Origin of the sequence: Paenibacillus sp. KN14-4R, from assembly GCF_052180255.1 — a bacterium.
Lineage (GTDB): Bacteria > Bacillota > Bacilli > Paenibacillales > NBRC-103111 > Paenibacillus_AM.
This window is the reverse complement of sequence record NZ_CP197466.1, coordinates 1,356,029-1,370,709: the sequence shown is the minus strand read 5'-3', so window position 1 is coordinate 1,370,709 and position 14,681 is coordinate 1,356,029. Positions and strand designations below refer to the sequence as shown.

At 41.9% G+C, this 14,681-nt stretch carries 14 protein-coding genes and 1 pseudogene; 2 read left to right on the top strand and 13 right to left on the bottom strand.

All coding sequences use genetic code 11. The annotated features are described in order from the left end of the window. Position 1: 1 nt before the first annotated feature. Positions 2-1,144 (bottom strand): hypothetical protein, encoded by a 1,143-nt coding sequence (locus ACSBOP_RS06445; RefSeq protein WP_442603609.1) that lies wholly within the window; start codon positions 1,142-1,144, stop codon positions 2-4. A 480-nt stretch (positions 1,145-1,624) separates the two neighbouring features. Between ACSBOP_RS06445 and ACSBOP_RS06440 the strand changes: the two genes are divergently transcribed. Together ACSBOP_RS06440 and ACSBOP_RS06435 are read left to right on the top strand one after the other, a co-directional pair. Beyond that, positions 1,625-2,371 (top strand): site-specific integrase, encoded by a 747-nt coding sequence (locus tag ACSBOP_RS06440; RefSeq protein ID WP_442603608.1) that lies wholly within the window; start codon positions 1,625-1,627, stop codon positions 2,369-2,371. 139 nt (positions 2,372-2,510) lie between these two features. Next, entirely contained in the window at positions 2,511-2,807 is a 297-nt protein-coding gene (locus tag ACSBOP_RS06435; protein ID WP_442603607.1) for a site-specific integrase, read from the top strand. 267 nt (positions 2,808-3,074) lie between these two features. Here the strand turns inward: ACSBOP_RS06435 and ACSBOP_RS06430 are convergent. The 12 genes and pseudogenes from ACSBOP_RS06430 to ACSBOP_RS06375 form a co-directional block, all read right to left on the bottom strand. Further along, positions 3,075-3,272: pseudogene (locus ACSBOP_RS06430) on the bottom strand (RNA polymerase subunit sigma-70); the annotation flags it as partial. Between the two features lie 168 nt (positions 3,273-3,440). After that, a complete protein-coding gene (locus tag ACSBOP_RS06425) occupies positions 3,441-4,256 on the bottom strand; it encodes a carbohydrate ABC transporter permease (protein WP_442603606.1) in 816 nt (271 codons plus the stop codon). Further along, positions 4,253-5,101, bottom strand: a complete 849-nt coding sequence (locus ACSBOP_RS06420; protein ID WP_442604399.1) for a carbohydrate ABC transporter permease — start codon at positions 5,099-5,101, stop codon at positions 4,253-4,255. The genes ACSBOP_RS06425 and ACSBOP_RS06420 overlap by 4 nt, the downstream gene beginning before the upstream one ends. Before the next feature lie 163 nt (positions 5,102-5,264). After that, positions 5,265-6,527, bottom strand: coding sequence for an ABC transporter substrate-binding protein (locus ACSBOP_RS06415; protein ID WP_442604398.1), 1,263 nt, complete (start codon positions 6,525-6,527; stop codon positions 5,265-5,267). After that, complete coding sequence (locus ACSBOP_RS06410; RefSeq protein WP_442604397.1) at positions 6,460-6,846, bottom strand: NPCBM/NEW2 domain-containing protein; 387 nt, start codon at positions 6,844-6,846, stop codon at positions 6,460-6,462. The genes ACSBOP_RS06415 and ACSBOP_RS06410 overlap by 68 nt, the downstream gene beginning before the upstream one ends. Further along, a complete protein-coding gene (locus ACSBOP_RS06405) occupies positions 6,818-8,116 on the bottom strand; it encodes an alpha-glucosidase/alpha-galactosidase (protein ID WP_442603605.1) in 1,299 nt (432 codons plus the stop codon). Before ACSBOP_RS06405 ends, ACSBOP_RS06410 begins: the two co-directional genes overlap by 29 nt. A 487-nt stretch (positions 8,117-8,603) precedes the next feature. Beyond that, positions 8,604-9,629, bottom strand: coding sequence for a LacI family DNA-binding transcriptional regulator (locus ACSBOP_RS06400; RefSeq protein ID WP_442603604.1), 1,026 nt, complete (start codon positions 9,627-9,629; stop codon positions 8,604-8,606). A 27-nt stretch (positions 9,630-9,656) separates the two neighbouring features. Beyond that, complete coding sequence (locus ACSBOP_RS06395) at positions 9,657-11,447, bottom strand: glycoside hydrolase family 36 protein (RefSeq protein ID WP_442603603.1); 1,791 nt, start codon at positions 11,445-11,447, stop codon at positions 9,657-9,659. Between the two features lie 176 nt (positions 11,448-11,623). Further along, positions 11,624-12,739 carry a LacI family DNA-binding transcriptional regulator gene (locus ACSBOP_RS06390; protein WP_442603602.1) on the bottom strand — a complete coding sequence of 372 codons (1,116 nt, stop codon included), beginning with the start codon at positions 12,737-12,739 and terminating at the stop codon, positions 11,624-11,626. 6 nt (positions 12,740-12,745) lie between these two features. Continuing rightward, entirely contained in the window at positions 12,746-13,480 is a 735-nt protein-coding gene (locus ACSBOP_RS06385; RefSeq protein WP_442603601.1) for an NAD-dependent protein deacylase, read from the bottom strand. Positions 13,481-13,622: 142 nt separating this feature from the next. Next, positions 13,623-14,096, bottom strand: coding sequence for a flavin reductase family protein (locus tag ACSBOP_RS06380; protein WP_442603600.1), 474 nt, complete (start codon positions 14,094-14,096; stop codon positions 13,623-13,625). 91 nt (positions 14,097-14,187) lie between these two features. Beyond that, positions 14,188-14,562: a response regulator gene (locus tag ACSBOP_RS06375; RefSeq protein WP_442603599.1), complete on the bottom strand. Its 375-nt coding sequence runs from the start codon at positions 14,560-14,562 to the stop codon at positions 14,188-14,190. Between the last annotated feature and the right edge of the window lie 119 nt (positions 14,563-14,681).

The following is a 14,681-nucleotide window of genomic DNA, read 5'->3' as shown; positions in this document are numbered from 1 at the left end:
TCTATTCGTCCTCCCACGAAATTTGATGATCTTCAGACTCATCACTAGTTAAATAAATACACGATCCATAGCGTATTTGTTCATTATCCGCATGAGAATTAGGAAGCTTTTTAGTTTCTTCCAGTCGGTTATATGGCTCATCCTTTTTGTTCCTTACTAAGCTAAATTTAGCATTCTCAAAATTTTCAAATGTAGTTTCCTCTATATCTCCGACTTTCCCTACTTTATTTGCTTCCATATAGTTTAAACGTAATTGTCTATAGTACTCATTAAAGATTAAATGATCTTTAATAAGATTTTGCGGCAATCCACAAGCCATTAACTGCTTATACTGCCTAGAATGGGAAATCCTATGATCACCCAAATCTATCGATTGGAGTTTTTTAAACTCAGAATAAAGCGGCTGCATAACATGATCATTCAATCTTGAACAAATTTCTTCCACTGACGTTATAAAATCAGCGTAACTTAAGATGAATGGCTGTTTGTTATTAATACTTTCCATTATTTTCACTGTAATATGCTGAATTAATTGACCAATGCGTTGATAATAAATAACCGAATTTACAGCTGCTTTTCTAAAATGATCACAGCAATTCTCATCTATTTTTTCATCTATATTTCTCACTGAAATAAATTTATACTTTTCGCAAATGGAATTATATATTAACTCAAACTCTTGCAAACTATTACATAACTCCTTAACCTTTGTTATATGCGCTCTAGGCCCTTTCATGGACGCCTGAATTAATTCATAATACTCCTTAGCAGTTCTTTTAAATACAATATCATCGTTGTCATATTCATCATGGGTAAATAGTACATACTCGGAGATCTTATTTTCTGATGATTCTAATAACACCCAATTAATCAGTATTTTCTCTGCACTACTTTCGTTAATGGTAGTTCGTTTGACTTGAATAGCTGTATTCGAGCTCTTAGAAACAAGTTTGTTCAAATAGTTATCTTCAAAATCATCTATTTCTTTGGGACCAATTTTCGAAATATTTACATCATCAATAGTTTCGAACTCGATTTGCATGCCTTCTTTTAATGAAAGCATATAATTCACAAACACCCTTATCTGAAAGGAAAAGCCACTTAAACTATGAATACCACTCTGATCTGTTGTATAGGTAGTCATGTAGGTCACCTCAGTTTTCAAATGCATACAATTTTCTATATTTACTTAAGTTTATAATTAATTCGACATAATTCTTTTTTTTCCTCCGATTTACCAGTAAGAATATTAAGAATTATACTTTCAACTATTAGCACAAACTTGCCTACATTATTGGTACGTAATTCCATAACAGCACTGATATCGATAGTTGGATTTCTATCTATTTACATTTTTATTTTCATTACTAGAGTCTGAAGTTGAGTTTCCTAGATCCATTGGGAAATACCTAATTGAGAAACAATGGATACTCGCAGAACAAATAATATTACATGTCACGATCCAGTTATTTGATTGTTTTGCTAACCAAATAGTTGTTATCTTCCTATTCTACAAAGTAATTATCAATTATAAATATAACTTGTCTAAACCAATTCCTGGTCTCGGTGCGGATATCTTGGACATACTAGTAGTATAAACTATTATTACTAAGGGATGATCCTAATGGCTAACATTCAAAAACGTGGCGATAATTCATGGTTCTTAACGGTGAACATTGGCAGAAACGCCAAGGGTAAATATATTCGATGCACAAAGACCATTCACTGTCGAACAAAGCGGGAAGCTGAAAACGAATATGCAAAGTTTCGCATAGAGGTTGAGTCTGATGAATATATCGCACCTCAAAAGATGACATTCGAAGCATTCGTTGAAGAATGGAAAAGCAAATATGCTGTTAAACATCTGGGGTACAAGACACTATATACTTACGGATCCAATTTAAAGAACCAAATTCTTCCTTACTTTCAGCATTTAAGGCTGGAAGATATTAAACCGCTTCACATTCTGAACTTTCTTGATACTCTTGAGAAGGAAAGCAGTCGCGGGGATAAAAAGAGCGGAGGGTTAGCCTCTGGAACCATTCAGATTCAGCACCGCATATTAAAGAACATCTTCAGTCGTGCTGTAGAATGGAGAGTTCTCAAGCGTAATCCTGCAAACGATGTGCAAAAACCTAAGGTTATCTCTAATGAAGTTATCCCCTATGACGAAGCGGAAGTAGGACGAATGATATATGCCCTACAGAAGGAGCCATACCATTGGAGGGTTATGATTACGCTAGCACTTACGACTGGTCTACGTCGAAGTGAGTTACTAGGACTTGAATGGAAGCATATTGACTGGGATAGTGGTGTAATAGATGTCTCGCAAACTAATGATACACGCATTAAAAGGTCACGTAATCGTTAAACAGCCCAAAACAAGAAATTCAATTCGAAAGGTCGCTTTACCGAGTTCAATGCTCGAGGAGATGAGGGCATACTACGCTTACCGCCTAAAAGAACGATCTGACATAGGTAACGAGTAGTATAAGAGTAACTGGTTTTTTATGTTCTCTCATCCAAACGGACAACCTTTCCATCACGAACGACCCTACTTATGGTTTAGACATTTCATTAACAAAAACGGATTCAGATATATCCGGTTTCATGACCTACGGCATACATCAGCTACAATTCTGATTAATCAAGGAGTTCATGCTAAAATCATATCAGAGCGACTTGGTCACGGAAGCATTACCACAACAATGAATATCTACGGTCATGCACTCCGATCGGCCGATCAGTCGGCTGCAGATAAGTTCGAATCATTTTTCACAAGTCAGTCTTCAGGACAACAAAAATGACGCGCAGGATCAACACTTCCTAGCGTCATCTTTATGTTCTTTTAGGTTGAATTGCGATTAACTTTTACATCAATTTTACATCAACACCATTTTACAACCTCTGTACTACCACTTACACTCATACTGTAACACACCCTAAAACCCAATAAATATAAAGTTTTCAGTTCTCTGTACCATCCCTCACCAGCATAGCAACCGACTCCACATGCACCGTATGCGGAAACAATGTAACAACAAAACTACATCGGTTCGTGTTCACAACGTGTTCACTATATGAGCCACTAAACGGAGATTGTGTTCAATCAGCAGGTTGCGTGAACGCTGATTCCCTTCTGCCATAAGCTGGAGATGTTTCGTCTCCTCTTCTTCATGAAGAGGTTGGGGAAAAGCATTATTTTTTACATAAGACACAAGTAAGGTCAACTGTTTAATAAACAGCGCAATCGCTGCAAACAATCCAGGCATAATTGAACACCCCCACGTTGTTTTCATCAGACGGGTAATCCATAAACCAATTTATCGAACATGAAGTACGTTCTCTAGTTTATGTGGGTAGGTGCCTAGAAGTGCCTGTACATTAGAAACTACTGTGATAATTGTTCCTTATATGCTCTTACCTCGTTTTAACTTGAATTACCCCTTCACAGCCCCCGATGCCATACCTTGAATAAAGTATCGCTGCAAAAACAAATAAACGAATGTGATCGGAATGGCTCCTAATAGCGACCCGGCGGCAACCCAGCCGATATTGTTGTTAAATCTTCCGAAAAATGCGGATAGTGCAACAGTGATCGTACGCGTATCCGGTTTTTGCAAGAAAAACACGGAGAACGAAAAGTCGTTCCATATTTGCACACCTGTCAAGATGATGACAGTCGCTGTTATCGGTGTTAAAAGCGGTAATATGATGCGGTAGAATAGTGAGAATCGGCCCGCTCCGTCGATCATAGCTGCCTCATCGAGCTCAGCAGGAATGGAATTAATGAAACCGGTATACAGGAATATGGTGATCGGCAGATAAAAAGTAACATGCAGTAAAATAATGCCCCAGAAGTGATTGACACCTCCAATATCAACCATAACCTTATAAAGCGGTACGAGTATGGTCAGCGGAGGTATGATTAGACAGGAAATAAACAAGGTGTAAATAAACTTGTTCCATTTGGTTTTGTTTCTCGCAAGTGGATAGGCCGCGATAGAGCCGAGCAGAATAACAAGCACTTCAGCCACAAATGTAATGACCGAATTATTGATGAATGTGCGGCCTAAATTCGCTTCCTGCCAGGCACTAATAAAGTTTTGCCAATATGCATAGCCTGGAGGAACCCATTTTGAACTTAGATCGTCCGCAGCTTTGAAAGATGACGTGCACAAAATATAAAACGGCAGGATGTGAATGACGCCAATGATCAGCGCAAGCAAATTAAGTAGCCATTTTTTCTTTCTCATACCGTAACCTCCCGTCGCCGTAAAAAGAACAGTGCCGTAATGCTGATGATGGAAATGATCAGAAACATCAGATTACCGATAGAAGCCGCATATCCTGCATCCTGTCTCCCGAAATACAGTTGGTACATTAAAGTGGAAAGAGAAGCGGATGCGTACCCGGGGCCGCTGTTAGTCATTGCCGTAACGACATCGAACAGCTTTAGTCCGCCGATCAGATTCAGCACGATGCTGATCGTGACCGATGGGGCTAGCAAAGGCCAAGTCACATGGAGAAAACGTGCAACAGCACCAGCTCCATCGATCTTTGACGCTTCGTAGTAATCTTTTGGGATTACCTGTAGTCCGGCCAAATAGATCACCATCGCAATACCCACATACTGGTATGTGTTGACAAATGTAATCATCCAAACGTTAAGCTTCTGATCACCGAGTAAATTAACGGGCTGTGAACCGAAAAATTGAATAACGTCATTAATGGCCCCGCCATTATATTGGAAAAAAAAGTACCAAATGTATCCCATAATGAGAGGGCTGATGATAACCGGCAAGTAAATGATTGTTCGGGTAATTCCTTTGAGACGAAAACTCATATTCAAGAACAGCGCATAGGCCAGTCCGACCACATTTTGGAGGATGGTGCTGCCTACGCCATAAATAAACGTATTCCGGATGACTCTGCCGATATCGGGATCCGTCAGCATGCGCTGGTAATTGTCTATTCCAATCCACTTGAAATCTTGTGAGTAACCGTCCCAGTTTGTAAACGAGATTTGAATACCTTTGATGAAAGGATAAAGAATAAAGATGCCAAACAGCATCAGCGCAGGCACATACAAGAGGTTCATGACGGCAGGGGAGTTAAGCCAACGTTTGAAACCGTTGCGCTTGGCGCTTGATTGAACGGAAAGGCCGAGTTTGCCTTTTTGCGTGTTGATCATTTAGCTACCTCCAATTGCGTTTTGACATATAAAAGGAGGAGTGGTCCCCTCCCCCTTAGCTCCCTAGGAACTACTTGCGCAGTCGTTCTACTTCTTGCTTCATTTTGTCAGAGAATTGTTTTGGCGTTACACCGCCGCCGAGCATCGACGTTCCCATTTTACACATGACATCCCACATGCCGTTAGGCAAGTAAACACGGTCAAAATAAGGAAAAACGCGAACCGATGCATACTTGTTGTAGAACTCACTGAATTCGTGCTTTGAATCAATACCTTTCAATCCCGCTGGAAGCTTAGTTACGTTTGCAATTTTCTCCATATTTTCTTTCTTCGCAAAGAATGCGACCAGTTTCTTCGCTTCATTTAATTGTTTACTATCTTTCCAAACGCCCATTGTATAGCGTTCGCCGCCGGAGAAGTTAGGCTCATCGCCTTGAACCATGGAAGGTACAGGCATAAAGCCAATTTTCAGATCCGGTTTTACTTTATGCACTTCATCAGCGAAGGAAGGACCCTGCAAGGAGAATGCGACTTTCCCTTGTGCGAATTGCTGCGGTAAATCGCTGTACTTAGCGGTAAGCACATCTTTGTTCATATATCCTTTGTTGAAAAAGTCCAGGAACTTCTCCGACAGCACATCCCACTTCCGCCAGTCAAACTTGCCGTCCAACAGGTTTTGTGCTTCATTTTGCTGCGGACTAATGAACGCAGATGTTGCAAAGTAATCAAAAAATTGACCAATTAACCAGTCATCGACACCCGAGAAGTAGAAGGGCGTTACTGCGCCATTGCTGGCCGATTTGATCTTTTCTGCAGCAGCCATCAGCTCATTGAACGTTTTAGGCGGCTCGATATTATACTGTTTGAGCAGATCCGCATTGTATGTCAAACCATCTTTGGCTTCCGCAAGAACAAGCGCGTACAATTTGCCGTCTTTGTCGGTGACAACATTCTTGATCGTATCCGTCTGCTGTGACGCCCACGGTTGATCTTTCAAATCAGCCAGATACTTACCGTAACGGATAATCGCCCAACCGTGAGTGTCAAAAACATCCGGTAAATCGGTAGCGGCCATTTTGACCTTCATAATGTTCTCGTACTCGGAACCCGGAAATTGCAAGTCAACATCCACGGTCGTGTTTTCTTTAGAGAAATCCGCAGCAATTTGCTTATAAACATCTTGAATGGATTTTAAAGTGACGGAACTGTAGACGGTAACCTTGGTCTTGTTTCCTCCACCGGATGCTTGGTTGCCGCCCTCCGATTTAGGCGTTTCTTTCGGTGCTTCTGTTTTCGCCGTGCCGGAGCCCTCTGGGCGCTGCGAGCACCCCATTAATGTAATCGAGAGAATCAACATGAAAGCCACTAGACTTAACCAAGTTTTCTTCATTAGCGAGCATCCCCTTTATTTGTACAGCTTCGAATCCAACCAATCGGACGGTCATTGATAATTCAAACGCACCACCGATTATCGCTTCGCTGTCATAAATTTTTACACCATCCGCAAATACTTGAAACACAACAGCGCCATTAGGACCGACTTCATCGTCCACGCCGACCGTTGCAGTAAATCGCGTATACTGTCTGCCAAGGTTGTAATTATTCTCGCTGTGCGCATATCTGTTACTTGAACGCAGGAAGCCAATTGCCATGGGCTTCAATGAGGTCATCGCACATCGCCACAATCTCGTCGATCGACAGTTCGGCCGACGTGTGTGGGTCCAGCAATGCAGCATGATAAATATGCTCTTTCTTCCCGGTCATAGCTGCCTCGATTGTGAGCAATTGCGTGTTAATATTCGTTCTGTTGAGCGCTGCACATTGCGGTGGAAGGTCTCCGACAAAAGTCGGCGTCACTCCGCTCGCATCAACCAGGCAAGGCACTTCTACACAAGCTTCTTTCGGCAGATTGGTGATCAGCCCAGTATTCATGACGTTGCCGCCGATTTTGAACGGATTGTTCGTTTCCATCGCTTCAAAAATGTACGACGCGTACTCAAGCGTTCTTTTATGTGTCAAACTCTTGTTGCTTACTAGTTCTTCCCTCATCGTTTTCCAGCGGTTGATCTGGTTCACACAGCGGCGCGGATACTCGTCAAGTGGAATATTAAATCTCTCAATGAGCTCGGGATAATTACGTTTAATAAAATACGGATGGTATTCAGCATTGTGCTCGGACGACTCTGTAATGTAATAGCCAAAACGATGCATCAGCTCGAAACGCACCATATCGTCATGAATTTCTTTTTGTTTTTCACGGGCGCGTTGTTTGATTTCAGGATATAAATCAACGCCATCTTTGGTCACTTCCAGCAGCCATGCCATGTGGTTAATGCCCGCAATTTTCCATTGAACACCGGTGTGATCCATACCTAAATGTTCGAAAATATGTGGGACGCATACTTGAACGCTATGGCACAAGCCGACCGTCTTCACACCGCCGTAGGTGTTCATGACGTTGGTCAAAACTGCCATCGGATTCGTGTAATTCAAAAACCAGGCATCCGGACAAACCTCTTGAATATCCTTGGCGAAGTCCAGCATGACGGGGATCGTGCGCAAATTACGGAAAATGCCGCCGATTCCGATGGTATCGGCAATTGTTTGCCGTAAGCCATATTTTTTCGGAATTTCAAAATCGGTAATCGTACACGGGTCGTAGCCACCGACCTGGATCGCATTGACGACAAATGCAGCCCCTCGCAGCGCTTCTTTTCGGTCAGTATAAGCTTTAACCCTGCAAGTACTGCCGAGCGTCACCTTCAAATTATTGAGCATATTTTCTGAATCTTTCAAACGCTCCGCATCGATATCAAAGAGTGCCAATTCAAATCCTTGAAGCGCTGGCGTAAGCATACAATCGCCTAATACATTTTTTGCAAATATGGTGCTTCCTGCACCTAAGAATGTAATTTTGGACATGATGATTTCCTCCTGATTGTTATCCGTTTGAATGTATGAATTAACCTTTTACTGAGCCAAGTGTAACGCTCATCGCTATTGCCGTTGACAGTAAAACTCGCATTGTCTTTTTCAACTTCCACCCCTTCTTTTATATATAGTTTCACAATATGAATACGCTTTCAAGATCATTACTAGAATGAAAACCTTCCTCTTAATAACCAGACTCCTCGGTCTAAGTGATATTTGACATCACATCGTACCGATTATTAGCTGTTCGCTGAAAGCGCTCCACATTCGTAATTTTACTAAATACAATCCTTAATTTCAATATATATTTACTAATTTATTTATAAAAAATATACTTTATTACTATTAGTTTTACTAAATCATTGAATTTCCAAAAAACATTTAAAACAAAAAAAAAAAACGATAAAGCGAACATGAGGTCAAAAAGTAATATTACTAATTGACCCTCGTATTCGCTTTACCGTACTGGTTCATGCTATCACGCGTCTGCACCACAGCTTTTCCTAATCATAAGCTTTGTCGGGATGGTTACATGAAGAGGCAGTTTGCGTCCCTTTAAGCGGTCCATCATTAGCTTGACCGCTGTTTGTCCCATTTCTTCCATGAAAACTCTGATGCTCGTTAATGAAGGCGTTACGAACGAAGCTAGCTCTATATCGTCTATACTGACAATAGCTATATCTTCCGGCACTGTATAAATGGATTCACTGATTGCCTTAAGTGCAGCGATTGCCATCGGATCGCTCCCAATCAAAAATGCTGTAGGCTTATCCTCAGCCTCTAGTGCTTGCTTCATCAATTGATATCCATCTTCAGCACGCCACTCGCCGGTAAATACATAGTTCGGATTAAATAAGTCCAGCTCTTTCAACATCAGTTCAAACTCTTTTTGTCGGGTATCCGTATTATACATTTTGCCTTCAGAAGTGCGAATATAACTGATTCCGCCCATATACCCGATTTTCCGATGACCCAACTGAAAAAGATGATTCAACGCTTGCCTTGTTGCTTTGCGCAAATCGAACATGACAGAATCGTAATCGTCGCTGATTACGGAGTCAATGGATACGATGTTCAGCGTGTCAGTCGCATTGTTGATAATTTCTGCATGCACGTTGCCTATCACGAACAATCCATCCAACTGCTGAGCATCAATAATGATATTGGACTCATCCAAAAAACGAAATACTCTGCTAATCGTGATTCCCTGCTTCTCGCACTCATTTTCTATCCCTTGACGTATACCTAAATAATAGGGATCCAAATACTCCATCTGCTCCGAACACCAGATCAGCAAGCCGAACTTCAAATGTTTTTCTTTATTCGACTCACCTCTCATTTTTCGTTCTTTTCTGCGATAGTTCAGGTTTTTCGCGATCTCTATAACTCGATGTCTCGTCTCCTCAGGTACACTGAATGTCAGATCGTTATTTAATACCCTGGATACGGTAGCCGAAGAAACATTGGCAATTTTAGCTATATCTTTAATCGTGGCTATAATCATCACATACTCTCAGACACATTTTATGATCTAATCTATCAGCGCAGCAACACCGCATGGCGGGATATTTAGTCGATGGACACCCACCTTAAAGTCAACCATCATTTGCTCCACCAGATGGCCCTGACAATCACGAATTCCCACCCTTTTCTCTCCCCAAGTCTCATTGATTTCCATATAGATCCTCGAATTCAACGTCCCATTAACAATCCATATTTGCTTTGGAATATCTACACCCGGATTAACGATAACATCGCCATACACGCAAATAACCCTTTTGTTCACGTTATCAGCAGCAACCTGCGGATATAAAAAGTCGGGATGAGCAGGTTTTATCGTACCTTCCAGCAACACATCGCGATGCTCACGCCAAAAAGCAAGCCAAAAGCGCAGCATTTGATGATGCGATTCCGGAAGACGATCCAATAAAACGGATATTTGAGGAACGGAGAAGAGTGCATTTACGATTTGTAAGGCGGCGCTTTCAACAGGCTCATTCGGATGCCACATCATCATGTCCGAGTGAACGGCTGTATCTCCTCCGATCAACCGCACATCAATCGTCCGGACTCGATTCTCGATCGCGTCATTCGGGCAATCCGTAGCCCTGAACATGTTCCCGTATTTGCGCATTAACGGACCGATGTAATTTTGACGGAACTCGATCATGACGTCAGGCTTAATGGCACGCAATCTGGTAATGATGTCACTCATTAATCGGTCTACAGCCTCTGGAATTGAAGTATAGTCCATTGCGCTGTCTTCTTTATTTACGGTCTCTTCCGCTGCGCTGAAGGTGTCCACGAAATCAAGCTTGAAACCGTCTAGGTCCCATTGAACAAGCGCTTTTTCATACATTTCAATTATGAATTCCCTGACTTCGGGATAGCGTGGGTCTACAACGCCTGTTTGCAAAGAATCGATGGTTTTGAGCAGCTTATTTTTGAATCGTTCCCAGTTTTTACTCTTGTAGCCTACAAAGGGCACAGAGTACCATAGTAAGTATTTCATCCCCATCTGATGGACGCGTTCAACATGAACCTTCATGTCGGGGAATTTGTCTTCGCATACTTCCCAATCCCCGCAATAGGCGTAACCACGCATATGATCGGACGTCTGCCAGCCATCGTCGACGATCACTGCTTCGCAGCCAAGCGCTTTGGCAAGTATACACTGTTGTTCCACGGCCTCGGGAGAAAGCTGCTGATGAAAACTGTACCAAGTCGAATACATCGGCAGCTTGGCAGCTTCTGGTACAAATGCAGGTGTATAGCCAGGCAATTCCGCCCACCACTTTTGGACATCATCCAAGCATTCATAATAGGGCACTTCTCGCGTATCCAGACGCAGCGTTGCTTCGTAAGTGTGCATGGCCGCGCTTGGTTCAAAAAACAACTTCACGCCGCAGCGAAAAGTGGCCGTCTCTTCATTGACCCCCGCAGACAACGATACCGAGTTAAGTGCATCAGAAAAGGCAAATGTGAGTCTGTTGCTGCCCTGCACATTAAATAAACTAATGACGGGAGCCGAAAATGCTGCTTTCGATACGAACCCTTTCTCCCAATCTACGTGAAGTCTTCTAGATCGATATGCATTTGGGTGCCAAGTACCTTGGATATCGATTCCTGTATGGTGCCATGTTAATTCGATTGTAGGTGGCTGCTGCATCGTGTCGCTTGTCAGCTTGATATGAATCAATTGAACGCCTTTGGCCTCGAAAGACGATGACAAAGTGCCGCGAAATTGTTCCGAGCAGCCTGTTAAGCTAAAAATGTAAGGTCCTGACTGTAACGTCGAATCGAATAATTCCCCTGTCTTCATTACTGTCTCCTCCATATAAAACAATGATATTGTTTTACTAAAATTTACTTAATTCTAGCATTGAGCACCTGTTTTTTCAATGATTTGTTCTATTTTTTAGTAAAGATAAATGAATGAAAAAAGCTATCCATTCACATCTTTTTCAGATAGGAATGGATAGCTTCCATAACGTTACACTATATGTTCTTGCTTCCGCAGCTTTCACGTATTATAAGTTTAGTCGGAATGGTGACGTGCAATGGGAAATCACGGCCGTTAAAACGGTCAACCAACAGCTTTACAGCCGTTACCCCCATATCTTCCGTTAGAACTTTGATCGTTGTAAGAGGAGGAGTGGCGAATGAAGCCAGTGGGATATCATCGAAGCTTACAATAGCCACCTCTTCGGGAACTTTAATATCCGCTTCATGCAATGCTTTGAGCGCAGCAATGGCCATCGGATCGCTCCCAATCAAAAATGCAGTTGGTGAATTGTCCATTTCCAGTGCCAACTTCATCAATCGGTAACCCTGCTCCGTTCGCCATTCATCCACGAACAGATGGGAGGGATCAAACCATCCTTTTTCCCTCATGATCATCTCATACTCTTCTTGACGCACATCTTGGTTGTGCACCTTTCCCGATGGCGTTCGAATATAACTGATTCCGCCAATGTAACCGATCTTTTGGTGACCAAGTTGAAATAAGTAATCCATGGCTTGTCTAGTTGCTTTTTTTAAATCGAACATCACAGAGTCGTGCTCGTCATCCATCACATAATCAATCGATACAATATGTTGTATGCCGGTTGATTTTCTCAACAGGTCAATATGCACTTTGCCGATGACGATCAAACCATCTAGCTCTTGGTCGGTTATATTCATCTCCAAGTCGTCCATAAATATCACCTTGCTGACAACTAGCCCTTGTTTCGCGCACTCTTTACCAATACCTTGGCGGATAAACATAAAATAAGGATCCGATGCCTCCAACTGCTCCGATCCCCAGATGACCAGACCTATTCTTTGTTTATCTTCTCCTTCTTGCGTAACCGGTTTGCTTACCCGCGTCTTCGCCTTTTTATAGCCCAACTGCTTGGCGATCTCAAAGACCCGACTCCTCATTTCTTCCGCGACTTGCAAAGTCATATCATTATTCAAGACACGTGATACTGTCGCGCTTGAGACTTTCGCTTTACTCGCTATATCTTTTATCGTTACCATGCCTTCACACGCTTTCCACATCGATGTGTTCGAATTGTTTACTAAATATTTTACAGGCTTATGTAGACGATGGCAACTTAATAGATTCACTCCATTTTATTCGTCAACCGTTATCTGCTGAAGCACTTTAGCAATACGATCAGGTACCACATAGTTCGCCAATCGATCCATCGGTGTCGAACTTTTATTAATCAAGATAAACTTATCCCCGTTGTAATACCGCACTAAACCAGCCGCTGGCTGTACAGTGAGCGATGTTCCAGCTACGATCAACACATCAGCCTGCTGAATATAGGAAGCTGCATTTTGCAACAATTCCATGTCCAAGCTTTCTTGATACAGCACCACATCAGGCTTAACAATTCCACCACATTGCGTACATGTCGGAACTGACTGGGATGAGTTGGCAACATAAGCTAGTGGGTAAAAAGCACGACAGTCCATACAATAATTTTGGTGGACCGTTCCATGCAGCTCCAACACATTCGTGCTTCCCGCTAATTGATGCAACCCGTCAATATTTTGCGTGATGATCGCCTTCAATTGCCCTCGCTTTTCTAGTTCGAATAACGCTTGATGTGCTGGATTCGGCTGTGCGGCTGGATGCAGCATTTTCCCTTTATAAAATTCATAGAACTGTTCGGTCTGGGATACGAAAAAATCATGACTTAAGATTTCCTCAGGTGCGTAATTGTGACCTGTATTCGTATTGTACAAACCATCGGCTGAACGAAAATCTGGGATTCCACTCTCTGTAGAAGTTCCCGCTCCTCCGAAGAAGACAATATTACGACTTTGCTTGATTATTTGCTGCAGCTCAGAAACTTGCATAAGAACTCCCCTTTTTTCACGAACATTTTTAGATGATTATACCACATGATCTTACGTGGATTTGATGACCTAATTCAAAAAAGACAATCTCTCCGAAACCCTGCCGAAGATGATTGTCCTATTCAAAATATACGCATTGGGATTAATCTATACTCTCCGAATGCATATTTAATGTCCGATATTTCCCACTTGCATAGAGTAAGGGTTCGCCCTCATTAAGTTTAATGTCCGTAACCTGACCAATAAAAAGTGTATGATCACCGGCTTCGTGTGCAGCAACAAGATCGCACTTAATAATTGCCAAAGCACCATGAAGCACAGGAAAGCCATCTAAATATTGAAACTCAACATCCTTCTTAATCTGATTCGCGAAAATCATGGAGTACTCTTGTTGATCACTGGATAATATGTTTACGGCATATTGCTTGCTCTGATGAATACGCTGAAACATTTGTGCTTTTTCAGCAACGGAAACAACGACAAGCTTCGGATGCAGTGAGACAGACATAAACGCATTCGCTGTCATCCCGTAAGCCGTACCTTCACACTCTGTTGTCACTACCGTTACACCTGTTGCAAATTTACCCATTGCCTTTCGAAACAATTGATCATCCATTGTATTCCCTCCTCATTTGTAGTGAATCCTATCCTTCATTTTTATGCGATGGTATCAAAAAAGAGACTCCAATGAAGTCTCTCTCTAGATGTTATTGCGCCACTTTAAGAACAGCTTCCACTATACGTTCTTTTTGAAAAGGTTTAACGATAAAATCACTAGCTCCTGCCATGATTGACTCAACAATCAGTTCTTGTTGGCCCATTGCGGAGCACATAATAACTTTTGCCTGAGGGTCCATGATTTTTATTTCTTTGAGAGCGTCAATCCCATTCATATCCGGCATCGTAATATCCATAATAACAATGTCAGGTCTGTATTGCTTAAACAAACGAATGGCTTCTACGCCATTACTTGCTTCTGTAATAAATTCGAACCCACTTTCCGTCAAGAAATTTTTGAGCATAATTCGCATAAATGCTGTGTCATCCACGACCATTATTTTGACCGTTCCATTCATAAGCATGAGGCACGTCTCCTAACACAAATTAACAGTTTTATACATAATCATACACCGATTCTGTCTATATTACTATCGATATTTACAACTCTGGAAATCCAAGCCACACATAAAAAAGAAGACCT